The sequence below is a fragment of the Streptomyces sp. Tu6071 genome (assembly GCF_000213055.1).
Classification (GTDB): Bacteria; Actinomycetota; Actinomycetes; order Streptomycetales; family Streptomycetaceae; genus Streptomyces; species Streptomyces evansiae.
In genome coordinates this window covers 214,672-238,712 of the sequence record NZ_CM001165.1, presented here as the reverse complement: position 1 = coordinate 238,712, position 24,041 = coordinate 214,672, and the positions used below count along the sequence as shown (strand labels likewise).

20 protein-coding genes and 1 riboswitch are annotated in these 24,041 nt (G+C 74.6%); of the genes, 10 read left to right on the top strand and 10 right to left on the bottom strand.

Annotation, left to right across the window (positions count from 1 at the left end; all coding sequences use genetic code 11):
• The first annotated feature begins 4 nt into the window (after positions 1-4).
• A complete protein-coding gene (locus tag STTU_RS00980) occupies positions 5-577 on the top strand; it encodes a type 1 glutamine amidotransferase domain-containing protein (RefSeq protein WP_007818891.1) in 573 nt (190 codons plus the stop codon).
• A 156-nt stretch (positions 578-733) separates the two neighbouring features.
• Here the strand turns inward: STTU_RS00980 and STTU_RS00975 are convergent, their stop codons facing one another.
• Positions 734-1,891 carry a CaiB/BaiF CoA transferase family protein gene (locus STTU_RS00975; protein WP_007818889.1) on the bottom strand — a complete coding sequence of 386 codons (1,158 nt, stop codon included), beginning with the start codon at positions 1,889-1,891 and terminating at the stop codon, positions 734-736.
• A 203-nt stretch (positions 1,892-2,094) separates the two neighbouring features.
• Here STTU_RS00975 and STTU_RS00970 point away from each other — a divergent pair, with 203 nt between their 5' ends.
• Positions 2,095-3,276, top strand: coding sequence for an acyl-CoA dehydrogenase family protein (locus STTU_RS00970; RefSeq protein WP_007818885.1), 1,182 nt, complete (start codon positions 2,095-2,097; stop codon positions 3,274-3,276).
• 47 nt (positions 3,277-3,323) lie between these two features.
• On the opposite strand, the gene STTU_RS00965 is transcribed toward STTU_RS00970, so the two are convergent.
• Complete coding sequence (locus STTU_RS00965) at positions 3,324-4,793, bottom strand: PucR family transcriptional regulator (protein WP_007818883.1); 1,470 nt, start codon at positions 4,791-4,793, stop codon at positions 3,324-3,326.
• A 192-nt stretch (positions 4,794-4,985) separates the two neighbouring features.
• Between STTU_RS00965 and STTU_RS00960 the strand changes: the two genes are divergently transcribed.
• The gene (locus STTU_RS00960; RefSeq protein WP_007818881.1) at positions 4,986-6,503 is read left to right on the top strand and encodes a purine-cytosine permease family protein; all 1,518 of its coding nucleotides are present in this window, start codon (positions 4,986-4,988) and stop codon (positions 6,501-6,503) included.
• Positions 6,504-6,563: 60 nt separating this feature from the next.
• Here STTU_RS00960 and STTU_RS00955 read toward each other — a convergent pair whose 3' ends face one another.
• A complete protein-coding gene (locus tag STTU_RS00955; RefSeq protein ID WP_007818879.1) occupies positions 6,564-7,742 on the bottom strand; it encodes a Cmx/CmrA family chloramphenicol efflux MFS transporter in 1,179 nt (392 codons plus the stop codon).
• A gap of 461 nt (positions 7,743-8,203) precedes the next feature.
• Between STTU_RS00955 and STTU_RS00950 the strand changes: the two genes are divergently transcribed.
• Positions 8,204-8,971 carry a type 1 glutamine amidotransferase gene (locus STTU_RS00950; protein WP_007818877.1) on the top strand — a complete coding sequence of 256 codons (768 nt, stop codon included), beginning with the start codon at positions 8,204-8,206 and terminating at the stop codon, positions 8,969-8,971.
• A gap of 46 nt (positions 8,972-9,017) precedes the next feature.
• Here STTU_RS00950 and STTU_RS00945 read toward each other — a convergent pair whose 3' ends face one another.
• The 3 genes from STTU_RS00945 to STTU_RS00935 all read right to left on the bottom strand — a co-directional run bounded on the left by STTU_RS00945 (position 9,018) and on the right by STTU_RS00935 (position 11,047).
• The gene (locus STTU_RS00945; protein WP_234019106.1) at positions 9,018-9,809 is read right to left on the bottom strand and encodes a cell envelope biogenesis protein OmpA; all 792 of its coding nucleotides are present in this window, start codon (positions 9,807-9,809) and stop codon (positions 9,018-9,020) included.
• A gap of 95 nt (positions 9,810-9,904) precedes the next feature.
• Complete coding sequence (locus tag STTU_RS00940) at positions 9,905-10,039, bottom strand: hypothetical protein (protein WP_010266534.1); 135 nt, start codon at positions 10,037-10,039, stop codon at positions 9,905-9,907.
• Positions 10,040-10,068: 29 nt separating this feature from the next.
• Positions 10,069-10,209: riboswitch (SAM riboswitch) on the bottom strand.
• Positions 10,210-10,486: 277 nt separating this feature from the next.
• Positions 10,487-11,047 carry a GNAT family N-acetyltransferase gene (locus tag STTU_RS00935; RefSeq protein WP_007818870.1) on the bottom strand — a complete coding sequence of 187 codons (561 nt, stop codon included), beginning with the start codon at positions 11,045-11,047 and terminating at the stop codon, positions 10,487-10,489.
• Positions 11,048-11,230: 183 nt separating this feature from the next.
• On the opposite strand from STTU_RS00935, the gene STTU_RS00930 reads away from it, so the two are divergent.
• The 6 genes from STTU_RS00930 (at position 11,231) to STTU_RS00905 (ending at position 19,277) form a co-directional block, all read left to right on the top strand.
• Positions 11,231-13,084, top strand: a complete 1,854-nt coding sequence (locus STTU_RS00930) for an acyclic terpene utilization AtuA family protein (RefSeq protein WP_007818868.1) — start codon at positions 11,231-11,233, stop codon at positions 13,082-13,084.
• On the top strand, positions 13,081-14,679 hold the full coding sequence (locus tag STTU_RS00925; protein WP_043253682.1) for an acyl-CoA carboxylase subunit beta: 1,599 nt from the start codon (positions 13,081-13,083) through the stop codon (positions 14,677-14,679). Before STTU_RS00930 ends, STTU_RS00925 begins: the two co-directional genes overlap by 4 nt.
• Positions 14,680-14,745: 66 nt before the next feature.
• The gene (locus STTU_RS00920) at positions 14,746-16,743 is read left to right on the top strand and encodes a biotin carboxylase N-terminal domain-containing protein (protein ID WP_007818866.1); all 1,998 of its coding nucleotides are present in this window, start codon (positions 14,746-14,748) and stop codon (positions 16,741-16,743) included.
• A complete protein-coding gene (locus STTU_RS00915; protein WP_043253680.1) occupies positions 16,740-17,906 on the top strand; it encodes an acyl-CoA dehydrogenase family protein in 1,167 nt (388 codons plus the stop codon). Before STTU_RS00920 ends, STTU_RS00915 begins: the two co-directional genes overlap by 4 nt.
• Positions 17,907-17,922: 16 nt before the next feature.
• Positions 17,923-18,657, top strand: coding sequence for an enoyl-CoA hydratase family protein (locus STTU_RS00910; protein WP_007818860.1), 735 nt, complete (start codon positions 17,923-17,925; stop codon positions 18,655-18,657).
• Positions 18,645-19,277: a TetR/AcrR family transcriptional regulator gene (locus tag STTU_RS00905; RefSeq protein ID WP_043253678.1), complete on the top strand. Its 633-nt coding sequence runs from the start codon at positions 18,645-18,647 to the stop codon at positions 19,275-19,277. Before STTU_RS00910 ends, STTU_RS00905 begins: the two co-directional genes overlap by 13 nt.
• Before the next feature lie 67 nt (positions 19,278-19,344).
• Here STTU_RS00905 and STTU_RS00900 read toward each other — a convergent pair whose 3' ends face one another.
• The 4 genes from STTU_RS00900 to STTU_RS00885 are packed head-to-tail and all read right to left on the bottom strand — an operon-like array spanning position 19,345 to position 24,041.
• The gene (locus STTU_RS00900) at positions 19,345-20,370 is read right to left on the bottom strand and encodes an ABC transporter permease (protein ID WP_010266506.1); all 1,026 of its coding nucleotides are present in this window, start codon (positions 20,368-20,370) and stop codon (positions 19,345-19,347) included.
• On the bottom strand, positions 20,367-21,329 hold the full coding sequence (locus tag STTU_RS00895; protein ID WP_009070869.1) for an ABC transporter permease: 963 nt from the start codon (positions 21,327-21,329) through the stop codon (positions 20,367-20,369). The genes STTU_RS00900 and STTU_RS00895 overlap by 4 nt, the downstream gene beginning before the upstream one ends.
• Entirely contained in the window at positions 21,322-22,938 is a 1,617-nt protein-coding gene (locus tag STTU_RS00890) for a sugar ABC transporter ATP-binding protein (RefSeq protein ID WP_007818856.1), read from the bottom strand. Before STTU_RS00890 ends, STTU_RS00895 begins: the two co-directional genes overlap by 8 nt.
• Positions 22,938-24,041 carry an ABC transporter substrate-binding protein gene (locus STTU_RS00885; RefSeq protein WP_010266499.1) on the bottom strand — a complete coding sequence of 368 codons (1,104 nt, stop codon included), beginning with the start codon at positions 24,039-24,041 and terminating at the stop codon, positions 22,938-22,940. Before STTU_RS00885 ends, STTU_RS00890 begins: the two co-directional genes overlap by 1 nt.

Below are 24,041 nucleotides of genomic sequence, written 5' to 3'. Positions count from 1 at the left end.
CGTCATGGCGGAGAACACGCCCGACCTCAGCGGGCACAAGGTGCTCGCGATCGTCACGAACTACGGCGTCGAGCAGGACGAACTCGTCGTGCCCGTCGACCGCCTGCGGGACGCGGGGGCGGAGGTGACCATCGCGGCGACGAGGGAGGAGCCGGTCCAGACCCTCGTCGGGGACAAGGACCCGGGAAAGACCGTCCGGCCCTCGGCGAAGCTCGCCGACGTCGACCCGGGGCAGTACGAACTGCTCCTCGTCCCCGGCGGCACCCTCAACGCGGACAGTCTCCGCCTGGACGACGACGCCCTGCGCATCGCCCGCGACTTCACCTCCGGCGGCCGTCCCGTCGCCGCGATCTGCCACGGTCCGTGGCTCCTCGTCGAGACCGGCGCGGTGAAGGGCAAGACCCTCACCTCGTACCCCTCGCTGAGGACCGACATCACGAACGCGGGCGCGGCCGGGTGGGTCGACAAGGAGGCCGTCCGCTGCGACGCGGAGGGCTTCACGCTGATCACCTCGCGCAACCCGGGCGACCTCGACGCCTTCCTGCGCGAGATCGACGCGGTGCTGGCAGCGGCCTGACACCGAAGGCACGTCCCGCCACGACGGGACACCTCCGAACGGCCGGGAACACGGCGCGGGCGGGCACGCCCGCTTGTGCCGGGCTCCCGGCCGCGTGCGGTGAGGGCGAGGACGCCGCGGCTCGCCACCTCGCCGGGACGAGCGCGCCGCTGACTCCTACGCCAGCCACTCCGCCAGGACGCCCTCGCGGTCCGCCCCGAGGTCCGGTGAGGGGGCCGCGTCCGTGCGCGGGGGTGCCGTGCCGAAGCGGACCGGCTGGCGCAGGTACGGGGTGGGGCCGATGACCGGGTGGGTGAAGGTGCCGAGGACGCCGCGCTCGCGGAGCTGCTCGCTCCCCAGGGCCTCCTCCAGGTCCCACAGCGGCGCGCAGGGGACACCCGCGGCGCGGGCCTCGGCGAGCGCCGTCTCCGTCGTCCGCGCGCGCGACCACTTCTCGGTGATCTCCTGGAGCGCGACGAGGTGGTCCGTACGGGACGTGTCGTCCCCGAACCGCGGGTCGGTGGGGAGATCGGGCCGGCCGACGAGCGCGGCGAAGCGGGCGAAGACCCCGTCGCTCGCGACCGCGAGGGCGATGCTGCCGTCCGCCGTGGGGTACGTGTCGAACGGCGAGGAGACCGGGTGCCGGTTCCCGATCCGCCCGGGAAGCGCGCCGGTGGCGGTGAGCAGGCTCAGCGAGGTGACCTGGAGGGCGACGAGCGCGTCGAGCATCGCGACGTCCACGTACCGCCCCCGCCCCGTGCGTTCGCGCGCGAAGAGCGCCGCGCCGATCGCCCACGAGGCGAAGACGCCCGCCACGAGGTCGCCGAGCGACTCGCCGACGCGCGTCGGACCGCCCTCCCTCGTGCCCGTCCCCGCCATGAGCCCCGACATCGCCTGCACGACGAGGTCGTACGCGGGCGCCTCGCGCAGCGGCCCGCTCTGCCCGAAGCCGGAGATGCTCGCGTAGACGAGCCGCGGATCGCGGGCCCGCAGCGTCTCCTGGTCCACGCCGAGCCGCGCCGCGACCCCGGGCCGGAAGTTCTCCACGACCACGTCGGCGCGCTCGGCGAGCCGCAGCAGGAGCGCGTGGTCCGCGGGGTCCTTGAGATCGAGGGCGAGACTGCGCTTGCCCCGGTTGAGCTGCGCGAAGTACACGCTCTCGCCCTCCTTGAAGGGCCCGAGGTGCCGGGCGTCGTCGCCGTGCGGCGGCTCGATCTTCACGACGTCGGCGCCGAGGTCGGCGAGGAGCGCCGTGCAGTACGGGCCCGCGAGCACCCGGCTCAGGTCGAGGACACGCAGGCCCTGGTAGGGGAGGTCGTCACGGGGCGGCGTCATCGGGGGCCTTTCGTACGGGGTACTGCGGTTCCGTCGGGACGCTAGGCCCGGTACCGGGGCCCCCGCGAGGTGCGCGTGCACAAGGATGCCGCCGGATGTTGTGCGTACGCACCTTGGCCGCCGGGTACGCGGCGGCGCCCAATGGAGCGGTCGGGACCCCGGGCCCGGCACGTACCGCCCGTACCACCGAGGAGCACCGCACCATGGCGCACACCGCAGCCCCCGATCCCGCCGCCGAGGCGCCGACCTACGAACTCTCCGCGCTGCACCAGGAGTTCCGGGCTGCGGCGCGCGACCTCGCGCGCAAGGAGCTGGCCCCCCGCTCCGCCGAGGTGGACGAGCGCGGAGGCTTCCCGCACGACACGTACGCGATCCTGACCGCCGCGGGACTGCACGCCCCCGGCATCCCCGAGGAGTACGGCGGCGACGGCGTGGACGCGCTCGCCGCCGCCCTCGCCGTCGAGGAGGTGGCCCGCGCGTGCGCCTCCTCGTCGACGGTCCTCACCTCCAACAAACTCGGCGTCACGCCGCTGCTCCTGCACGGCACCGAGGAGCAGAAGCGCCGCTACCTGCCCGAGGTCGCCGCGGGCGAGGCGCTCATGGCGTACGCGATCAGCGAGCGCGAGGCGGGCAGCGACGTGGGCGCGATGCGCTGCCGCGCCACCGAGGACGGCGACGGGTGGGTCCTCGACGGTGTGAAGACCTGGATCACCTCGGCGGGTGTCGCGCGCTACCTCGTCGTCTTCGCCGTCACCGACCCGGGCGCCGGTTCGCGCGCGATCTCGGCCTTCGTCGTGCACGCCGACGACCCCGGCATCACCTACGGCGAGCCCGAGCGCAAGATGGGTCTCAAGGGTTCGGTGACGCGCGAGGTCTACTTCGACCGCACGCGCCTTCCCGCCGGACGGTTGCTCGGCGAGCGCGGCCGGGGCATGCGGGTCGCGCTCGGCACGCTCGACCACACGCGCGTCTCGATCGGCGCCCAGGCCCTCGGCATCGCGCAGGGCGCGCTCGACTGCGCCGTCGACTACGTCAAGGAACGGCGTCAGTTCGGGCAGCCGGTCGCCGACTTCCAGGGCGTGCGCTTCATGCTCGCGGACATGGCCGTGCGGGTCGAGTCCGCCCGCCAGCTGGTCTACGCGGCGGCGGCCCGCTCCGCGAGCCGGGCCCCCGACCTCACCTACTTCGGCGCGGCGGCCAAGTGCCTCGCGTCCGACACGGCCATGGCCGTGACGACCGACGCCGTCCAACTGCTCGGCGGCTACGGCTACACGCGCGACTTCCCCGCCGAGCGCATGATGCGGGACGCGAAGATCACCCAGATCTACGAGGGCACGAACCAGATCCAGCGGGTCGTCATCGCACGGCAACTGCTCGGCACGTAGACCCGGTGGCAACGGTCCTGGCCGCCGTACGAGGCCGGCCTCGGCGTTCAGCCGGTGGCGTCGCCGCCCGCCTCGCGCGCGTGCAGCGCGAGCCACAGCTCCATGCGGTCGTCGAGGCGGTCGAGCGAGCGCCCGGTCAGCTCCTCGATGCGCCGCAGGCGGTGGCGCAGGCTGTTGCGGTGCAGGGTCAGCGCCTCGGCCGCGGGCGCGGGGCGGGCGTCGTGGGCGAGGTACGTGCGCAGGGTGCGCAGCAGTTCGCCGCCGTGCTCGGCGTCGTACCGGAGCAGCGGCGCGAGCACCGTGTCGCCCAGCTCGCGCAGCGGCAGGTCCAGGTTGCCGAGGAGCAGCCCCGTCAGGCTCAGCGGCGCCGCCGTGCGCACCCCGGCCCCGGTGCTCCCCGCCTGCCGGGCCTCGAACCAGCCGAGCCTGAGCCCCGCGACACCCGGCCGCCGGGCGCCGACCCCGACCCGTACCCCGGGCCCGGCCGCGCGCAGCCGTTCCAGGACGGTGTGCGCGGTGGCGTCGGCGTCGACGCCCTCGGGCACGAACACCGCGACGCTGTCCTCGACGAGCGCGGTGGGCAGCACGTCGCCGCCCCGGTCCAGGAGCGGGCCGAGCGTCCACGGCAGCGCGCGCAGCCGCGCGGGCCCGGCCGGGACGCGCGCGAGCACGACGGCGTGCGGGACGGCGGGGTCGATGCCGTGCGCGGCGAGACGCCGCCGGGCCTCGGCGTCGGGCACCGTGCGGTGCACGACGTCCTCGACGACCTGGCCGAGCAGCTCGCGGCGCCCGGTGAGCACGGCCTGCTGCCTGGCCACTTCGAGACCGAGGACGGAGGCGGCGAAGGAGAGCAGGTCCTGCCTCGCGGTGGCCCGCTCGGTCGCGAGCCGCGCCACGGGGACGCCGTCGACGGTGATGGGCGTCCCCGGCGTACCGGGGGCGGGGGCCTCGGGCGCGGCCGGGTGCCGTGCGAGGAGCCTGCCGTCCGGGGCGGTGACCGACACGGCGCCCGCGTCGAGGTGGCCGTGCAGCCGCCGCAGCAGGCCCGGAAGCCCGCGCCCGGAGAGCAGCTCGCGCAGGAGGGCGTCCTGCACGTCGGCGGTACGGCGCACCTGCGCGTACCGCTCGGCGAAGACGCGGTCCGCGACCCAGCGGCTGATCTGCACGAACGGCACCTCGACGGGGGAGCCGAAGAGCGCCAGACCGGCGTGCTCGGCCCGCTCGACCACGTACCCGGGCACCTCCCGGTGCACGAGCCCGGTGCCGAAGCCGAGACCGGCGACGGGGAGCGCGGCGAGGCGGTGCAGCAGGTCGTCCCACTCGCTCCGCGAGCGCTCCAGCATCGCGGTGGTGAGCATCAGCTCCCCGGCCCGCAGGAACGGCAGCGGATCGGGCAGCTCCGTGGAGGCGACCCAGCGGATCGGGCGCGGGCCCTCGTGACAGTGCGAGGTGAGCGGGCGCAGGCGCAGGGCGGGGTCCGCGAGGAGGTCGGTGAGCTGGACGGACACGTCATTCATAGTGACGGAAAGAGGCCGGAGTATTGACATCCATTCAACAAGTCCTAGCCTGAATGAAAATATTTATCCCGTGCGGGGCTCTCCAGGGGCCCCTTTCCGCTTCCGCGTACGCCTCCCGCCGACCGTCCCCTTTCGCCGACTGCCCTCCTTCACCACCGTTCCCCTTCGCCGACCGTCACCAGGAGCCCGCTCATGTCAGCTCCCCGTTCCACCGGCACCACCCCGCCCTCCGCCGGGGCCGCCGCCTCCGGCGGCCTCGTCGAACGCCGTTCCATCGAGGCCGTCCCCGACGCCGAGCGGCACGGCCGCCCCTTCAGCCAGTTCACGCTGTGGTTCGGCGCCAACCTCCAGATCACCGCCGTCGTGACGGGCGCCCTCGCCGTCGTCCTCGGCGCCGACGCCTTCTGGTCGCTCATCGCCCTGCTGCTCGGCAACCTCCTCGGCGGCGCCGTCATGGCTCTGCACTCCGCGCAGGGACCCCGCCTCGGACTGCCGCAGATGATCTCCAGCCGTGCGCAGTTCGGCGTCTACGGGGCGATCGTCCCGCTCGTGTGCGTCGTCGTGATGTACGTCGGCTTCTTCGCCAGCGGCACCGTCCTCGCGGGGCAGGCCGTGGGCCACCTCACCCACCTCGGCGACGTCACCGGCATCGTCGTCTTCGCGCTCGCCACCGCGCTCACCGCCGTCGTCGGCTACCGCGTCATCCACCGCCTCGGCCGCGTCGCGAGCATCGTCGGCGCCCTCGCCTTCCTCTACCTCGGCGTCCGCCTGCTCCAGCGCGCCTCGCTCGGCGACCTCCTCGCCGACCACTCCTTCCACCTCCCCGCCTTCCTCCTCGCGATCTCGCTCTCCGCCTCCTGGCAGCTCGCCTTCGGCCCCTACGTCGCCGACTACTCCCGCTACCTGCCGCGCGACACCTCGCCGCGCGCCACCTTCTGGTGCACGCTCGGCGGCACGGTGCTCGGCTCGCAGTGGTCGATGGCCTTCGGCGCGCTCGCCGCGGCGGCCTCGGCGGGTGCCATCGCGGGCGACGAGGTCGGCTACGTGGTCGGGCTCGGCGGCACGGGGATCATCGCCTCCGTCCTCTACTTCGTGATCGCCCTCGGCAAGCTCACGATCAACGTGCTCAACACCTACGGCGGCTTCATGTCGGTCCTCACCGGGGTGACCGGCTTCCGCGCCCAGCGCACCCTGAGCCAGCGGGGGCGTGCCGGGTACGTGCTCGCGATCATGCTCGCGGGGACGGTCGTCGCGCTGCTCGGGCGTGGCAACTTCCTGGACTCGTTCTCGACGTTCCTGCTCTTCCTGCTGATCTTCTTCACGCCGTGGAGCGCGATCAACCTGGTCGACTACTACGTCATCGCCAAGGAGCGGTACGACCTCCCGGCGCTCTCCGACCCGAACGGCCGCTACGGCGGCTGGCGTTGGCGCGCGATCATCACGTACGTCCTCGGCATCCTCCTCCAGCTCCCCTTCATCTCGACCGAGTTCTACACGGGCCCGCTCGTGGACCCGCTCGGCGGCGCCGACATCTCCTGGATCGTCGGCCTGGTCGTCCCGGCCGCCCTCTACGCGCTCCTGGCCCGCGGCGACCGGGCGGCCCGCGTCCCGGAGGAGATGATCTGGGGCGGGGTGGAGAGCCCGGAGGACGCCCTCCCGCCCGCCACGGCGGAGGACAAGGCGGCGCTGGCGGGGGGTGCGGCCGGCTGATCCGGCCGCACCCCGGGGCGGCCACCCGTGAGGAGGGCCCGCGAGGGGGCCCGCGAGGCCCTACCGTGCCGGAGAGGTCTCCCGTGCGGCGTCGTCACCCGACGGCACCGCCCGGGAGCCGCAGGCCACGAGCAGCGCCAGCGCGACCAGGAGCGTGCTCGTCCACAGGGGGCCGCGCGGCCCGGCCGTCGTCGTGAGGGACGGGGCGGCGAGGAGCGGGCCCGCCGCCGCGCCGACGTTGAGCGCCGTCGTCGCGCAGGCGCCCGCCAGCGTCGGCGCCCCGCCCGCCTCGTACAGGACACGCGTGACGAGCGTGCCGCCGAGCGCGAACGACAGCGCGCCGAGGACGCAGACGAGCGGCAGCAGCACGGCCGGTTCGCCCGCCGCGAGCGCCAGCGCGGGCCAGCCCGCGAGCAGCGCCGGACCCGTGACCGCGAGCAGGAGACCCGGGCGGCGGTCCGAGAAGCGGCCCGCGAGCGTGACGCCCGCGAAGGACCCCGCGCCGAAGAGCATCAGGACCACGGCGACCCAGCGCTCCCCGAGACCGGCAGGCCCCGTCACGACCGGCGCGAGGTACGTGAAGCTCGCGAAGGTCGCCGCGTTGACCAGCGCGCCGAGCAGCATCGCGAGGAGCAGCGGCGGCCTGCGCAGCACCGCCGCCTCCGCGCGCGGCGCCGGCCCCCCGGCGTGGCCGCGTCCGGCGGGCACTCCCTTGAGCACGCCGAGGGCCACCGGCACGCACAGCGCCGCGAGCCCCCAGAACACCGCCCGCCACCCGTACAGCGCGCCGAGCGCCGCGCCGCCGGGAACCCCCGCGACCGTCGCCACCGTCGTGCCCGCGAGCAGCACGGCGAGCGCGCGCCCGGTACGGTCCGGCGGGACGAGCGCCGCGGCGGCGGGCAGCGCGAGGGCGAGGAAGCCCGCGTTCGCGAGGGCGGCGACGACCCGCGCGCCGCACAGGACGGCGAAGCTCGTCGTGAGGGCGCCCGCGGCGTGGGCGGCGCCGAAGAGGAGGACGGACGCGACAAGGCAGGCGCGTCGCGGCCACGCGCGGGCGAGTACGGCGACGAGCGGGGCGCCGACGACCATGCCGACGGCGAAAGCGGGGGTGAGCAGACCGGCCGTGGCGACCGTGACGCCGAGATCCGGCGCGAGTCCGGGCAGCAGCCCGGCGAGCATGAACTCCGAAGTGCCCATGGCGAAGACGGCCAGGGCGAGCGGGTACAGGGCGAGAGGCATCGAACGACTCCGGGGGAGGGGCGAGGTACGAGAGGTCTTCTCGTCATCGCCGTCGGTCCCCGGAGCGCGTACGCACGCCTGCCCGCCGTACGGGAACGGCGGGACGCGCGACGCGAGGGGCGCGGTGGCTCAGCGGCTCACCGGCCCGGTGGTGTGGCAGCTCAGTGGTTCAGGGGGCTGACGGCGTGACCGGAAGCCCCCGACCTGTCCGACTCGGGACTCGACATGACGCGCACGATACCCCGGGGGCCGACGAGAGGGACACGGCATTCCGCGCGGGCTCGCAGACTCCGCCCCGGCTCGCAGATTCCGCTCCGGCCCACAGGCCCTGCCCCGGCCCACAGGCCCTGCCCGGCACGCTCCGCCCCGTCCCGCCCCCCCCTCGCCCCGCGTGCCCCGTACCCCCGCCCGCGCCTAGGCTCGGGCCCGACCGGGACAGCCGACAGGGACGGAGACCGCACGTGGCGACCGAGACGCGGCAGGACAACGGCGACGGCGAGGCGCGCGAGCCCCGCCTGCTCGTGGTGCGCCACCACGAGGGGGACGGGGCGGGGAACTGGGAGCAGTGGCTCGCGGAAGGCGGGGTGCGGCTCGATGCCGTACGGGCCTGGGAGGGCGAGCCGCTGCCCGAACGGCTCACGCACGACGGGCTGCTCGTCCTCGGCGGCGCCTATCTCCCCGACGACGACGCCCGCGCCCCCTGGCTCCCGGGGACCCGCGCACTCGCCCGGCAGGCGCTCGGCACGGGCGTCCCCTACTTCGGCATCTGCCTCGGCGGGCAACTCCTCGCCCACGTCGCCGGGGGAGAGGTGCGCGGCGAGCACGGGACACCCGAGTTCGGCAGCGTCCGGCTCACGCTGCGCCCCGAGGCGGCCGACGACCCGCTCTTCCACGGGCTGCCCGCGCACCCGCCCGCGATCGAGAACCACATCGACGCCGTCACGGCGCTCCCCGCGGGCGCGCACTGGCTCCTGAGCAGCGCCGACTGCCCGTACCAGGGCTTCCGCGTCGGCGCGGCGGCCTGGGGCGTCCAGTTCCACCCCGAGGCCCGCGCCGCGCGCATCCCGGCGTGGAACGCCGGGCGCCTCGCCCGCCACGGCGCCCCCGATCCCGCGAGCCTCCACGCCCACGCCCTGCGCGAGGCCCCCGAGGCGGAGGCCGCCTGGCGCACCGTCGCTCACCGCTTCGCCGCGCTGGTGGCGGAGCGGAGGGGTGCGGCGGTGGCGTGAGCGGGGCGGGGCGAGCGGCACGCACGGCGTCGCTCGCCCGTCGCGCTCAGCCCACCCCGTACCCCTCCGCCAGGGCCTCCTTGAACGCCGGGCGGTCGGCGAGGCCGCGCGTCCACGCGGTGAGCACCCCGCGACCGGGGTGCGCCGCGAGCGCCCGGTGCGGCGCGCCGCCCGTCTCCGGCAGCGCGCCGAGCGCCACGAGGGCCGACCACGCGTCGACGTCCGCCGCCGTCAGCCGCTCGCCGAGGACGTACGGCGCGTGCCGCAGCCGCGCCGCGAGGGCGTCGAGCGGCCCCGTGCCCGGGACGGCGCCCGCGAAGTCCCACGCCGCTTCGAGCCGGTCGGTCTGGGCGCCGAGCGCGGCGGGACGCAGCGCGCACGCCCCGCACTCCGCCGACTCACCGGGGCCGAAGCGGCCGTGCAGGTCACGCAGGATGTCGGGCGTGTGGTTGCTGACGACGCGCCCGGTCCAGCGGTCGCACAGGGCGGGCACGGCGAGCGGTCCCGCGTAGTGCCGCCGCGTCGCCTCGTAGGAGCGGCGCAGGCTCTCGTACGCGGGTGAGCCGGGCCCGTCGAGCGGGACGAGGGCGAGGGTTTCGGCGAGACCGAGCAGCCGCACGGTCACCGCGACGCGCAGCGCGTCGGCGCGCCGGGGCGTCAGGTACAGCGCGTACCGGTGCGGGGCCGGGTAGAAGCCGTGGCCGCCCGCGACGCCGATGCGCTCCCGCACGACGGGCTCGACCGCCTCGCGCACACGCGGCAGGCCACTGCCGCGCCGGGCGGTCGCGGGGGTACAGAGGGGGAGGGCGGGCGAGGAGGGGGCAAGGGTTCCGGACATGGTTCTCCCAGACGAAGAGAGGGGGAGGAAGGCACGGCACAGGGGACGCACGGGGGCGCCGGGAGGTGGTGTGCGGACAGGGGCGCGGGGGCCCGTCAGCGGACGGGACGGCCCGTCGCCCCGCACACGCGCAGCAGGTCGATGTGGAGCCTGCGGGTGAGAGTGCGGCGCCGGGGGCGTACGGGCGCGGGGGCGCGGTCGGCGAGGCGCACGACAACGACTGCGGACATGACACCCACCCCTCCCCGGCCGCCCACGGGGGCCGCGCTTGTCCCGCCGCCGTGGCGGGACCAGGTCGTCACCCGGGGCACCCCATCGCGGTCGAAGGGTTGCCTGTCAGCGGGCCGGGGCCGATGAACCACGCGCGGGACGAGCCGCGCGGGCGCTGACGATCGTGACCGTCCCCCTCAGTGTCACGGCGCCACGACGGACCGTCAAGACGGTGTCCACGCGGCGGCTCGCCCCGGTGCGGGGGCGGCGACGCGGCGACGTCCGGTGAGGGTGTCCGGTGCGGCACGTCCGTCGCCCATGGTCCGCCTCGCCGCGCCCGTCGCGCGGCTCGCGGCGCCGCTGAGATCGGACGGTGGCTGACCGGACCACCCCGGCGCCGGAGGACACGACTCCTGGCTGTCGAACGGACGCTCCGCCCTCGCCTCACCCGAACTCACGCCCTCGCCTCATCCCCCGAACTCCCGCGCCAGCAGCCCGTAGACGAACTCGCTGCCCCATTCCCCCTCCCGCAGGTCGTTCTCCACCAAGTGGGCCTCGCGGCGCATGCCGAGGCGTTCGCAGACGCGGACGGACGGGGTGTTCTCGGTGTCGACGCGGGCGTGGAGACGGTGGGCGTCCAGGGTGGTGAAGGCGAAGGCCGCGAGGGCGCGGGCCGCCTCCGTCGCGTAGCCGTGGCCCGCCGCTCCCGGGTGCAGGGACCACCCGATCTCCGCCTGACGGGCGCGCGTGTCCCGCAGATTCACGCTCACCTCGCCCGCGAGCGCGGGCACCCCGGGCGCGGGCCGCGCCGGGCACACCGCCAGGAGCAAGCGGTCGCCGTCCCGCTCCCAGGCGGGCGCGACGGCGATCGTCGCCGCGCACTCGGCGCGCGTGCGGGGCGGGCGGTACAGGTAGCGGGCGACCTCGGGGAGGCGCTGGTAGGCGTGCATCGCGTCGGTGTCCTCCGGTGTGAAGGGACGCAGCGTCAGGCGCGGGGCGCGCAGGGGGAGGGCGGCGAGGAGATCCACGGGGGCGGCTCCGGGGTCGGGAACGGACGGCCCCGCCGATCCTTCGCCCGCGGGCCCGCCGGGAGCAAGCGGGATTCCGCTCCGCCGGGCCCGGGGAAAATCATGCAAGCACGCTTGCTTGTTTTCGTCCGCGCTGTGATGCTGCACTGTGCGTCGCCCCAACGTCCGTGAGGAGCAACCACGTTGACCCCCTCCGCCGTACCCGCCCCGCTCCGTGTCGGCAACGCCTCCGGCTTCTACGGGGACCGCTTCTCGGCCGTGCGCGAGATGCTGTCGGACGGGCCGCTCGACGTGCTGACGGGGGACTACCTCGCCGAGCTGACGATGCTCATCCTCGGCCGCGACCGGCTGAGGGACCCGGCCGCCGGGTACGCCCGCACCTTCCCGCGCCAGCTCGCCGAGTGCCTGCACCTCGTCGCCGAGCGCGGCGTCCGCGTCGTCACCAACGCGGGTGGCCTCAACCCGGCGGGACTCGCCGAGGAACTGCGGCGGCTCGTGCGCCGCGAAGGGCTCGACCTCCCCGTCGCGTACGTGAGCGGGGACGACCTCCTCGCGCACCCCGAGGCGGCGGGCCGCGAGAGCTGGGGCGAGGGGGTCCTCACCGCCAACGCCTACCTCGGCGGCCACGGCATCACCGCGTGCCTGCGGTCGGGCGCCCAGCTCGTCGTGACCGGGCGCGTCACGGACGCCGCGCTCGTGAGCGGAGCCGCCGCCGCGCACTTCGGCTGGGACCCGGGCGACCACGACCGCCTCGCGGGCGCCGTCGTCGCGGGCCACCTCCTGGAGTGCGGCGCCCAGGTCACGGGCGGCAACTACAGCGACTTCACCGCCCACGACGTCCGCCGCCCCGGCTTCCCGCTCGCCGAACTCTCCGCCGACGGCGGCGCGGTCCTCACCAAGCACCCCGGCACGGGCGGCGCCGTCACGACCGGCACCGTCACCGCCCAGCTCCTCTACGAGACAGGACCGGCCCGCTACCTCGGCCCCGACGTCGTGGCCCGCCTCGACACCGTACGGATCGAGCAGGTGGGCCCCGACCGGGTCCGCGTGCACGGGGTGCGCGGCGAGGCGCCGCCGCCCACGCTCAAGGCCGGCCTCAGCCGCCTGGGCGGCCACCGCGGCGAGGTCGTCTTCGTCCTCACCGGCCTCGACATCCCCGCCAAGGCCGCACTCGTCCGTGCCCAGCTCACCGAAGCCCTCGCGGAGCGGCCCCCGGCCCGCGCCGACTGGGAACTCGTCCGCACCGACCACCCCGACGCGGCCACCGAGGAGACCGCGAGCGCCCTGCTCCGCCTCGTCGTGCGCGACGCCGACCCCGAGGCCGTCGGCCGCAGGATCGGCGCCGCCGCCGTCGAACTCGGTCTCGCGGGCTACCCCGGCTTCCACCTCACCGCGCCCCCGGGAAAGCCGTCACCGTACGGCGTGTTCACCGCGACGACCGTCCCGCAGACCGCCGTGCGCCACACCGCCCACCTCGCGGACGGCACCACGCTCGACATCCCGCCGCCCCCGCACACCGCCGTACCCCCGCTGACCCCGCCCGCCGCGGAACTCCCCGCGCCGCCCCCGGTGGGACCCGTACGGCGCGTCCCGCTCGGGTACGTCGCCGGGGCGCGCAGCGGCGACAAGGGCGGGGACGCCAACCTCGGCGTGTGGGCGCGCGAGCCCGCCGCGTGGCCCTGGCTCGTCCACCACCTCACCACCGAGCGCCTGCGCACCCTCCTCCCCGAGACGGCGCGCCTCCCCGTGACCCGGCACGTCCTGCCGCACCTGCGCGCCGTCAACTTCGTCGTCGAGGGCCTGCTCGGCGAGGGCGCCGCCGCCCGCCACCGCTTCGACCCGCAGGCCAAGGCGCTGGGGGAGTGGCTGCGGGCCCGCCACGTCGACGTACCGGCCGGGCTGCTCGGCCCCGTGCCGCCAACACCGCCCGACACCGATCCCGCGCCCCCGCCGCGGACTTCCCCCGGCCCCGTTCCGCCCGCCCCCGCCCCCGGGCCTCCCGAGTCCCCCGACGCCCCTGAGGAGAGCCGCGCGTGACCGTCCTGCCCACCCTCGTGGACCCCGCCGCACCCGCCCACCTCGCGCGCCGCGCCGCGCTCCTCGACAAGCTCGCCGCGCTCGACGCGGAGCACGCCAAGGCCCTCGCGGGCGGCGGCGAGAAGTACGTGACGCGGCACCACGGACGCGGGAAACTCCTGGCCCGCGAGCGCGTCGAACTCCTCCTCGACCGCGACACCCCGTTCCTCGAACTGTCCCCGCTCGCGGGCTGGGGCAGCGACTGGACCGTGGGCGCCTCGCTCGTCACCGGGATCGGCACCGTCAGCGGCGTCGAGTGCGTCGTCACCGCCAACGACCCGACCGTGCGCGGCGGCGCGAGCAACCCGTGGACGCTCAGGAAGGCGCTGCGCGCCAACGAGATCGCCCGCGCCAACCGGCTGCCCGTCATCAGCCTCGTCGAGTCCGGCGGCGCCGACCTGCCCTCGCAGAAGGAGATCTTCATCCCCGGCGGCGCGCTCTTCCGCGACCTCACACGCCTGTCCGCCGAGGGCATCCCGACCGTCGCCGTCGTCTTCGGCAACTCGACGGCGGGCGGCGCGTACATCCCCGGCATGTCCGACCACGTGATCATGGTCAAGGACCACGCGAAGGTCTTCCTCGGCGGGCCGCCGCTCGTCAAGATGGCCACGGGCGAGGAGAGCGACGACGAATCACTGGGCGGCGCGGACATGCACGCACGCACCTCGGGACTCGCCGACCACCTCGCCCTCGACGAGCCCGACGCCCTCCGCCTCGCCCGCCGCGTCGTCGCCCGCCTCAACCACCGCAAGACCCACCCGGCCCCGGAACCCGCCGCGCCACCCCGTCACGACCCCGGGGAACTCCTCGGACTCGTCCCCGAGGACCTGCGCGAGCCCTTCGACCCGCGCGAGGTCGTCGCGCGGCTCGTCGACGACTCCGACTACGACGAGTTCAAGCCGCTCTACGGCACCAGCCTCACGACCGGCTGGGCACGCCTGCACGGCTACCCGATCGGCATCCTCGCCAACGCGCGCGGCGTCCTGTTCAGCGAGGAGTCCCAGAAGGCCGCCCAGTTCATCCAGCTCGCCAACCAGCGCGACATCCCCCTCCTCTTCCTCCACCACACGACCGGCTTCATGGTCGGCAAGGAGTACGAGCAGGGCGGCATCGTCAAGCACGGCAGCATGATGATCAACGCCGTCGCCAACTCCCGCGTCCCGCACCTGTCCGTCCTCATCGGCGCCTCCTACGGGGCCGGGCACTACGGCATGTGCGGACGCGCCTTCGACCCGCGCTTCCTCTTCGCCTGGCCCAGCGCCAAGTCCGCCGTCATGGGCCCCCAGCAGCTCGCCGGGGTCCTCTCGCTCGTCGCCCGCGCCTCCGCCGCCGCGAAGGGCCGCCCGTACGACGAGGATGCGGACGCCTCGCTGCGCGCGATGGTCGAGCAGCAGGTCGAGGCCGAGTCCCTGCCCGTCTTCCTCTCGGGCCGCCTCTACGACGACGGCATCATCGACCCGCGCGACACGCGCACCGTCCTCGGCCTGTGCCTCTCGGCCGTCCACACCGCCGAAGTCCGCGGCAACCGAGGGGGCTTCGGTGTCTTCCGCATGTGACGTACGGGACGCGGCACCACAGCCGCCCGCGCGCCCCGACGACGACTCCGCGAGAGGAGCCACCCCATGACCGCGGGACCCCGCCCCGTCACCCGTCTCCTCGTCGCCAACCGCGGCGAGATCGCCCGCCGCGTCCAGCGCACCTGCCGCGCACTCGGCATCACCACCGTCGCCGTCCACTCCGACCCCGACACGCACGCCCCGCACACCACCGAGGCCGACCTCGCCGTCCGCCTCCCCGGCGCCGCGCCCGCCGACACCTACCTGCGCGCCGACCTGCTCCTCGACGCGGCCAGGACCTCCGGGGCCGACGCCGTCCACCCCGGCTACGGCTTCCTCTCCGAGAACGCCGCCTTCGCGCGCGCCGTCACCGACGCCGGGCTCACCTGGATCGGGCCGCCGCCCGGGGCGATCGCGGCGATGGCGTCCAAGACCCGCGCCAAGGACCTCATGGCCCGCGCGGGCGTCCCCCTCCTCGCCGCCGTCGACCCCGCCGAGGCCACGGAGAAGGACCTCCCGCTGCTCCTCAAGGCCGCGGCGGGCGGCGGCGGGCGCGGCATGCGGCTCGTACGGCACCTCGCGGACCTGCCCGCCCAGCTCACCGCCGCGCGCGCCGAGGCCCGCGCCGCCTTCGGCGACGACGAGGTGTTCGCCGAGCCGTACCTCGACCGGGGCCGGCACGTCGAGGTGCAGATCCTCGCGGACCTGCACGGCACCGTGTGGGTCCTCGGCACCCGCGACTGCTCCCTCCAGCGCCGTCACCAGAAGGTGATCGAGGAAGCACCCGCCCCCCACCTGCCGCCCGCCCTGCGCGAGAGCCTGCACCGGGCCGCCGAGGCCGCCGCGCGTGCCGTCGCCTACACCGGTGCCGGAACCGTCGAATTCCTCGTCGACGAGGACCGCGCGCACTTCCTGGAGATGAACACGCGCCTCCAGGTCGAACACCCCGTCACCGAGGCCGTGCACGGCGTGGACCTCGTCGCCCTCCAGATCGCCGTCGCGGAGGGCGAGCCCCTGCCCCCGGGCCCGCCCGCCCCGAGCGGGCACGCCGTCGAGGCCCGCCTCTACGCCGAGGACCCCGCCGACGACTGGCGCCCCCGCACCGGCCGCCTGCACCGCTTCCGCGCCCCCGGCCACCTGCGCACGGACTCCGGGGTCACCGACGGCGACACCATCGGCGTCCACTACGACCCGCTCCTCGCCAAACTCGTCGCCCACGCCCCCACCCGCACGGCGGCGCTGCGCGCCCTCGCCGACGGCCTCGCCCGCACCACCCTGCACGGCCCCGTCACCAACCGCGACCTCCTCGTGCGCACCCTGCGCCACCCCGAAGTCGTCGCGGGCGGCGCCGACACCTCCTTCTACGACCGCCGCCTCGCCGCACTCACCGCACCCGGCGACGCCCGTGCGGAGGAACTGGCCGCGCTCGCCGCCGCCGTCGCCCAGGCCCGTACCGCCGCGCGAGAACGCGGCGGCCTCGGCGGCGGCTGGCGCAACCTTCCCTCGGCCCCCGCACTGCGCGCCTACCGCGCCGAACCCGCCGGTACCGTCCACGAGGTCCGCTACCACACGACGCGCGACGGCATCCGCCCGGAGGACCATCCCACCGTCACCGTCGAGCCGGAGACCCGGCCCGGCACCGTCCACCTCACGAGCGAAGGCGTCCGCCGCACGTACCACGTCACCGTGTACGGCCACGAGGTGTACGTCGACACCCCCGGCGGCACCTCGCACGCACTCACCGCCCTGCCCCGCTTCCCCGCACCCGCCGCCACCACCGCGCCCGGCTCCCTCCTCGCCCCGCTCCCCGGCACCGTCGTCCGCCTCGCGGAAGGACTCGCCGAGGGCGTCGAAGTCGCCGAGGGCGCGCCCCTGTTGTGGCTGGAGGCGATGAAGATGGAGCACCGCGTGAGCGCCCCGCGCGCCGGGGTCCTCACCCGCCTGCCCGTCGAGGCCGGCCGGCAGGTCGAGGTCGGCACGCTCCTCGCGGTCATCGAGGACGCGGAAACCGCCCCCGAGACGCACGACACCGCCCGTCCCCCGAAGGAGGACCCCGCACCATGAGCGCTTCCGACATCGTGGAGAGCCAGGAGCACCAGGACCTGCGCGCCGCCGTCGCCGCCTTCGCCCGCTCCTACGGCCGCGACTACCTCACCCGCGCGCTCGGCGCCGGGGAACCCCCCAGCGAGCTGTGGCGCGAGGCGGGCAAGCTCGGCTACCTGGGCGTGAGCATCCCCGAGGAGTACGGGGGAGGGGGCGGCGGGATCAGCGAACTCGCCCTCGTCCTCGAAGAACTCGGCGCCGCCGGGTCGCCGCTGCTCATGATGGTCGTGTCCCCGGCGATCTGCGCCACCGTCATCGCCCGCTTCGGCACCGAGGCGCAGAAACGCGCCTGGCTGCCCGGCCTCGCCGACGGCAGCCGCGTGATGGCCTTCGGCATCACCGAACCGGACGCGGGCTCCAACTCCCACCGCATCACCACCACCGCGCACCGCGACGGCGGGGACTGGGTGCTCACCGGGCGCAAGGTCTTCATCTCGGGCGTCGACCTCGCCGACGCCGTCCTCGTCGTCGGGCGCACCGCCGACGCCCGCAGCGGTCGCCTCAAGCCCTGCCTCTTCCTCGTCCCGACGGACGCGCCCGGCTTCACGCGGACACCCATCGCGATGGAACTCAAGGCCGCCGAGAAGCAGTTCGAGCTGACCCTGGACGACGTCAGGCTCCCCGCCGACGCGCTCGTCGGCGACGAGGACGCGGGACTCCTCCAGCTCTTCGCCGGGCTCAACCCCGAACGCGTCATGACCGCCGCCTTCGCGATCGGCATGGGCCGCTACGCGCTCGGCCGCGCCGTCGCGTACGCCAGGGAACGCACCGTCTGGAAGACGCCCATCGGCGCCCACCAGGCCATCGCCCACCCCCTCGCCCAGGCCCACATCGAACTCGAACTCGCCCGCCTCATGACCCGCCGCGCCGCCGCGCTCTACGACGCGGGCGACGACATCGGCGCCGGCGAGGCCGCCAACATGGCCAAGTACGCCGCCGCCGAAGCCTGCGCGCACGCCGTCGACCAGTCCGTGCACACCCTCGGCGGCAACGGCCTCACCGCGGAGTTCCAGCTCGCCTCGCTCCTCACCGCGAGCCGCGTCGCCCGCATCGCGCCCGTGAGCCGCGAGATGATCCTCAACTACGTCTCCCACCAGACCCTCGGCCTGCCCAAGTCCTACTAGAAGAACGGGAGTTGTCGTGACCCTCCGCACCGGCCCCGACGAGCGGGGCGTGCGCACCCTCCTGCTCGACGCCCCCGAGCGCCGCAACGCGCTCTCCGCCCCGCTCGTCGCCGCCCTCACGACGGCTCTCACCGACGCCGGGACCGACCCCGGCGTCCGCGCCGTCGTCCTCGGCCACACCGGGACGACGTTCAGCGCCGGTGCCGACCTCAAGGAACCACCCGAACCCGCCGCGATCCTCACCCTGCTCCGTACCGTCGTCGCCCTCCCCAAGCCCGTCGTCGCCGCCGTCACCGGGCACGTACGGGCCGGGGGCCTCGGCCTCCTCGGCGCCTGCGACCTCGGCCTCGCCGGGCCCCGCGCCGACTTCGCCTTCACCGAGGCCCGCCTCGGCCTCGCGCCCGCCGTCATCTCCCTCCCCCTCGCCGCCCGCCTCGACCACACCGCCGCCCGCCGCTACTACCTCACCGGGGAACGCTTCGACGCCGCAGAGGCCGCCCGCATCGGGCTCGTCACCGAGGCCGTGGCGGACGTGGACGCCGCACTCGCCCCCGTGCTCGACGCCCTGCGCGCCTGCTCCCCGCAGGGCCTCGCCGAGAGCAAACGACTCGCCACCGCTACAGTGCTCGCGGACTTCGCCGCGCGCGGCGAGGACATGCTCGCCCTCTCGGCCGGGCTCTTCGCCTCGGCCGAAGCGCGCGAGGGGATGACGGCCTTCCTCGAACGACGGGACCCTCCATGGGCACGGTGACACGCACGGCACGCGGCGGACCGCCCCGCCAGGACCGCAGCCGCGCCACGCGCGAACGCCTCCTCGAAGCGGCCGTCACGTGCGTCGCCGAACACGGCTGGACCCGCTCCACCGTGGCCGTCGTCGCGGAACGCGCGGGCGTCTCGCGCGGCGCGGCCCAGCACCACTTCCCGACCCGCGAGGACCTGTTCACCGCCGCCGTCGCCTACATGGCGGAAGAGCGCTCAGCGGCTCTGCGCGCCCTCTTCCCCGGGCCCCCGCCCGGCCGCCACGCCGTGGTCGCCGCCCTCGCCGACCTCTACACGGGGCCCCTCTTCCGCGCCGCGCTCCAGCTCTGGGTCGTCGCCTCGCAGGAGGAGACGCTGCGCGAGGACGTCGTCGCGCTCGAAGCCCGCGTGGGCCGCGAGACCCACCGCATCGCCGTCGCCCTCCTCGACGCCGACGAAGCACGCCCGGGCGCCCGCGAAACGGTGCAGGGCCTCCTCGACATGTGCCGCGGCCTCGGCCTCGCCGACCTCCTCACGGACGACGGCCCCCGCCGCGAACGCGTCGTACGGCAGTGGGCGACCCTTGTCGAGGCGGCCCTGGGGGAGACCCGGTCCGGCGCTTCCGGCGGCTGAGGAACGGGGTCCGGCGCGGAGCCCCGTGACGGCACCGCACCAGGAACCCGCGCGCGGGCTTCCGCCCTCACCTCATGCGCCGCCTCCGCCTTGCCAGCCACGTCTGCGCGATCACCACGACCGCCAGGAACGCCCCGGACACCACCTGCTGGTACGAGGAGTCCAGCGAGCCGATCTGGTTGATGATGTTCTGGATCACCTTCAGGAGCAGCACACCGACGAGCGAACCGCTCAGGAATCCGGCGCCGCCGCTCAGGAGCGTCCCGCCGATCACCACGGCCGAGATCGCGTCCAGCTCCATGCCGTTGCCGAGGATCGTCACGCCCGAGGCCAGCCACGCCGCGTTCAGGGCGCCCGCGAGACCCGCGCACAGCCCCGAGAGCGTGTAGACGTACGACTTCGTACGGGCCACGGGCACCCCCATGAGCGCCGCCGCGTCCTCGTTCCCGCCCACCGCGTACACGTACTGCCCGAAGCGGCTGCGGCGCAGCGCGACCCCGCCGAGCAGGAACAGCGCCACCGTGATCCACACCGGCACCCCGACGCCGAGCAGCTTGCTCTGCCCGAGGTGCGTGAACCACGTCGACTTGTCCACGAGATACGTGTTCGCGCCCTCGTCCGTCACCGCGAGCAGCAGCCCGCGCGCGCCCAGCATCGACGCCAGCGTCACGATGAACGGGGCGAGCCGCGCCCGCGCGATGAGCAGCCCGTTCACCAGGCCGATGAGCCCGCACACCGCGAGCGGCAGCAGCAGCGCCACCGCCGTCCCGTACCGCGAGCCCCACGCCGCGAGCACCCCGCCGAGCGCGAAGAGCGAGCCCACCGAGAGGTCGATGCCGCCCGTGACGATGACGAAGGTCATGCCGAGCGCCACCACGGCGAGGAACGACGAGGACAGCGCCATGCCCTCCAGGTTGTCCCCGGTCAGGAAGGTGTCGAAGCACAGGCTCGCGACGACGACGGCCACGACGAGCGTGAGCAGCGCCCCGTGCTGCTGCGCGAGCGCGCTCAGCCGCTCCCCGCGGCCGGGCCCCCGCTCCTCGGGGAACACCTGCTTCTCCCCGGCCGGGACCTCGGCGATCGTGCCGTTCACCGCTTCCCCCTCTCCCGCGCCGCGTAGACCGCGAGGACGATGACGACCGCCTGCGCGATCTGCGTCCACGAGGGCGGCAGGTCGTGCTTGATGAGCGTGGCCGTCAGCAACTGGATGAGCACCGCGCCGGCGACCGTGCCGCCGATCCGTACCCGGCCCCCCGACAGCGGGGTGCCGCCCACCACGACGGCGGTGATCGCGGAGAGTTCCATGAGGGTGCCCAGCGAGGTCGGGTCGCTCGCCTGGAGCCGCGCCGTCGCGAGGATTCCCGCGACGGCCGCGAGCAGCCCCGACACCACGTACACGATGACGAGCACCCGCCGCACCGGGAGCCCGGCGAGCTTCGCCGCCGCCCGGCTGTCGCCGATCGCGAGCAACTGCCGCCCGAAGGTGGTGCGCCGCACCACGAAGGCCACCACGACCGCGAGCACCGCCGCGATGATCACCAGATACGGGATGCCGAGCACGGAGCCCGTGCCGAGTGTGTTCATCCCGCTGTTGCGCACGTCCTTGAGCTGGGGGAGCAGTACGAGCGCGAGGCCGCGACCGCCCACCATCAGCGCGAGCGTCGCCACGATCGGCTGCACCCCGACGAAGGCGACGAGCGCACCGCTCGCGAGCCCCGCGAGCACCCCGCCCAGCGCCGCCATGAGCAGCGCGACCACGAGCCCGTACCCGAGATACAACGAGAGCAAAGACGTCGCGAGCGCCATCACCGCGCCCACCGACAGGTCCACGCCCTCGGTGCCGATCGCGAGCGCCATGCCGAGCGCGACGATGACGATCGGCGCGACCTGCACGGCCTGGGTACGGAAGTTCTCGGTCGACAGGAAGTGCGGTGTGAAGGCGATGTTGACGAGGAGGAGGACGACGACGCCCGCGTAGACCCCGTACTCCTGGAGCAGGTGGCGCAGCCGCTGCCGGTCGGCGAGCGTGGCGCGCAGCGTCAGCTCAGTCATCCCCCTCCTCCTTCCCGGCCGCGCCGGTCCCGCCGCCGCTCCCGCCGAGGAGCGCGTCCTCGGGCGGCACCACCGAGGCGATCTCCGCCTTGCCCGACTGCTCGTCCGCCGAGGGGGCGGTGGCGATCGCCGCCATGAGGTGGTCCTCGCTCACCCCGTCCCCCGACAGTTCGGCGACCACCGCGCCGTCCTTCAGCACCACCACGCGGTCCGAGCCCTCCACGAGTTCCTCCGGATCGGAGGAGATGAGCACGACGCCGAGGCCCTCCCCGGCCAGTTCGTCCACGAGCCGCTGCACCTCCGCCTTCGCGCCGACGTCGATGCCCCGGGTCGGCTCGTCGAGGAGCAGCACCTTCGGGTGCATCGCGAGCCAGCGCGCGAGCAGCACCTTCTGCTGGTTGCCGCCGGACAGCTCGCCGACCTTCTGGCCGACGCCCGAGGTCTTGATGCGCAGCCGCTTCACGAAGGTGTCCACGATCTCGTCGACGCGCTTCTCGTCGACGAGACCGAAGCGGGAGAGCCCCGGGAGCGCGGCGAGCGCGATGTTCTCGCGCACCGAGAGACCCGGCACGATGCCCTCGGCCTTGCGGTCCTCGGGCAGCAGGCTGATCCCGGCGCGGATGGCGGCGGGCGTCGAGCCGGTACGCACCGGGGCGCCGTCCACCGCGACCGTGCCCGCGTCGGGCGGCAGCGCGCCGGCCACGGCCCGTACGGTCTCGCTGCGGCCCGAACCGAGCAGCCCGCCGAGCCCGACGACCTCCCCGGGGCCGACCGCGAACGACACCTTCTCCAGCTGGTGCCGCACCGACAGGCCGTCCACGGCGAGCACCGGCCGCCCCTCGCGCGCGTGATTGCCGGTGAACTTCGTGACGCCCTCGGCGCGCACCTCGCCGAGCTGCCTGCCCAGCATGAGCGAGACGAGCCGCAGCCGCTCCAGCTCCGCGAGAGGCCCGGTGTGCACCACCTTGCCGTCGCGCAGCACCGTCACCTGGTCGCACACCTCGTACAGCTCGTCGAGCCGGTGGCTGACGTACACCACCGCGATGCCCCGCTCGCGCAGCATCCGGATGACGCCGAAGAGCGTCTCCACCTCGCGCGGTTCGAGCGAGGACGTCGGCTCGTCCATGATGACGACCTTCGAGTTCACCGAGACCGCGCGGGCGAGCGCCACCATCTGCTGGGTACCGACGCTCAGTTCGCCGAGCGGACGGCGCACGTCCACCCGCACGCCGAGCGCCGCGAGCGCCTGCGCGGCCTCGCGGTGCATCCGGCCGAAGTCCACGAGGCCGAGGGCGCGGCGCGGCTCGCGGCCCAGGAAGAGATTGCGCGCCACGCTCATGAGCGGGACGAGGTTCACCTCCTGGTAGATCGTGGAGATCCCCGCCTCCTGCGCCTGGAGCGGCGTCGCGAACCGCACCTGCTCGCCCTGGTACGTGACGCTGCCCCCGTCGGCCCGGTAGACCCCCGTGAGCACCTTGATGAGCGTGGACTTCCCGGCCCCGTTCTCCCCGATGAGCGCGTGCACCTCGCCGGCGCGGGCGGTGAAGTCCACGCCGTCGAGGGCACGCGTCCCGGGAAAGACCTTGGTCAGCCCCGTGACGGAGAGCATCAGAACGCCTTGCCCAGGTCGGCCTCGGCGTTGGTCTTGTCGTAGGCGCTGTCCTTGATGACGATGTCCTGCTGGACCTCCTCGCCCTTCGTGAAGGTGTCGAGGGTCTGGAAGGCGAGCGGGCCGAAGCGCGGGTTGGACTCGATGACCCCGGAGATCCAGCCGTCCACGATCTGCTTGACCGCGTTGCGCGTCCCGTCGACCGTCACGATCTTGACGGCCCCGGGCTTCTTGCCCGCGCTCTTGAGGGCGTTGACGGCGCCGAGCCCCATCTCGTCGTTCTCGGCGTAGATGCCCTTGATCCCCGGCTTGGACTGGATGAGCTGCTCGGTGACCGACTGGCCCTTCTCGCGAGCGAAGTCCCCCGTCTGCTCGAAGACCACCTTGAGGTCGGGGGCCTTCTCGGCGATACGGTCCTTGAAGCCCTTGGTGCGCTCGGTCGTGACGTTGTTCCCCGCCGCGCCGAGCAGGATCGCGACCTCGCCCTTGCCGCCCGTCGCCTCGATCATCTTGTCCGCCGCGCGCTTGCCCTGCTCGACGAAGTCCGAGCCGATGAAGCTCACGTAGTCCTTGCACGGATCGGCGTTGATCTTGCGGTCGATCGTCACGATGGGAATCTTCTTGGCGCTCGCGGCCCGGAGCACCGGCTCCCAGCCGTCGGAGTTGAGCGGGGCGATGACGAGCAGGTCCGCGCCCTTCGCGATGAGGTCCTGCACATCGCTGATCTGCTTCGAGAACTGCGACTGCGCGTTGACGGCCAGGAGCTTGACCCCGCGCTTCTTCGCCTCGTCCTTGAGCGAGGCCGTCTCCGCGATGCGGAAGGGGTTGGCCTCCTTCTCGGACTGCGAGAAGCCCACCGTCGCCGAGGAGAGGTCGATCTTCTTCGCCCCGTAGGCGTCGAGCGTGCAGCCCTTGCCGCCGGCCGCCGGGGTCTCGACGACCTGCCCCGCGTCCTTGCTCTCCGTCGCGGTCGCGTTCTTGTCCTTCGACCCGCTGTCGTCGTCCTCCGACTTGGCACAGCCGGTGGCGAGGGCGAGACTCGCGGTCAGGGAGACGGCCACGAGGGCCTTGAGGGTGGTGCGGTGGTACGCGGACGACTTCAT

Coding starts and splice junctions, on each gene's coding strand:
- STTU_RS00890 (WP_007818856.1), bottom strand. CDS start 22,938: ATGCTCTCCGTCACGGGGCTGACCAAGGTCTTTCCCGGGACGCGTGCC.
- STTU_RS00915 (WP_043253680.1), top strand. CDS start 16,740: ATGAGCGCTTCCGACATCGTGGAGAGCCAGGAGCACCAGGACCTGCGC.
- STTU_RS00965 (WP_007818883.1), bottom strand. CDS start 4,793: ATGAATGACGTGTCCGTCCAGCTCACCGACCTCCTCGCGGACCCCGCC.
- STTU_RS00905 (WP_043253678.1), top strand. CDS start 18,645: ATGGGCACGGTGACACGCACGGCACGCGGCGGACCGCCCCGCCAGGAC.
- STTU_RS00885 (WP_010266499.1), bottom strand. CDS start 24,041: ATGAAGTCGTCCGCGTACCACCGCACCACCCTCAAGGCCCTCGTGGCC.
- STTU_RS00970 (WP_007818885.1), top strand. CDS start 2,095: ATGGCGCACACCGCAGCCCCCGATCCCGCCGCCGAGGCGCCGACCTAC.
- STTU_RS00955 (WP_007818879.1), bottom strand. CDS start 7,742: ATGCCTCTCGCCCTGTACCCGCTCGCCCTGGCCGTCTTCGCCATGGGC.
- STTU_RS00960 (WP_007818881.1), top strand. CDS start 4,986: ATGTCAGCTCCCCGTTCCACCGGCACCACCCCGCCCTCCGCCGGGGCC.
- STTU_RS00895 (WP_009070869.1), bottom strand. CDS start 21,329: ATGACTGAGCTGACGCTGCGCGCCACGCTCGCCGACCGGCAGCGGCTG.
- STTU_RS00940 (WP_010266534.1), bottom strand. CDS start 10,039: ATGTCCGCAGTCGTTGTCGTGCGCCTCGCCGACCGCGCCCCCGCGCCC.
- STTU_RS00975 (WP_007818889.1), bottom strand. CDS start 1,891: ATGACGCCGCCCCGTGACGACCTCCCCTACCAGGGCCTGCGTGTCCTC.
- STTU_RS00920 (WP_007818866.1), top strand. CDS start 14,746: ATGACCGCGGGACCCCGCCCCGTCACCCGTCTCCTCGTCGCCAACCGC.
- STTU_RS00980 (WP_007818891.1), top strand. CDS start 5: ATGGCGGAGAACACGCCCGACCTCAGCGGGCACAAGGTGCTCGCGATC.
- STTU_RS00945 (WP_234019106.1), bottom strand. CDS start 9,809: ATGTCCGGAACCCTTGCCCCCTCCTCGCCCGCCCTCCCCCTCTGTACC.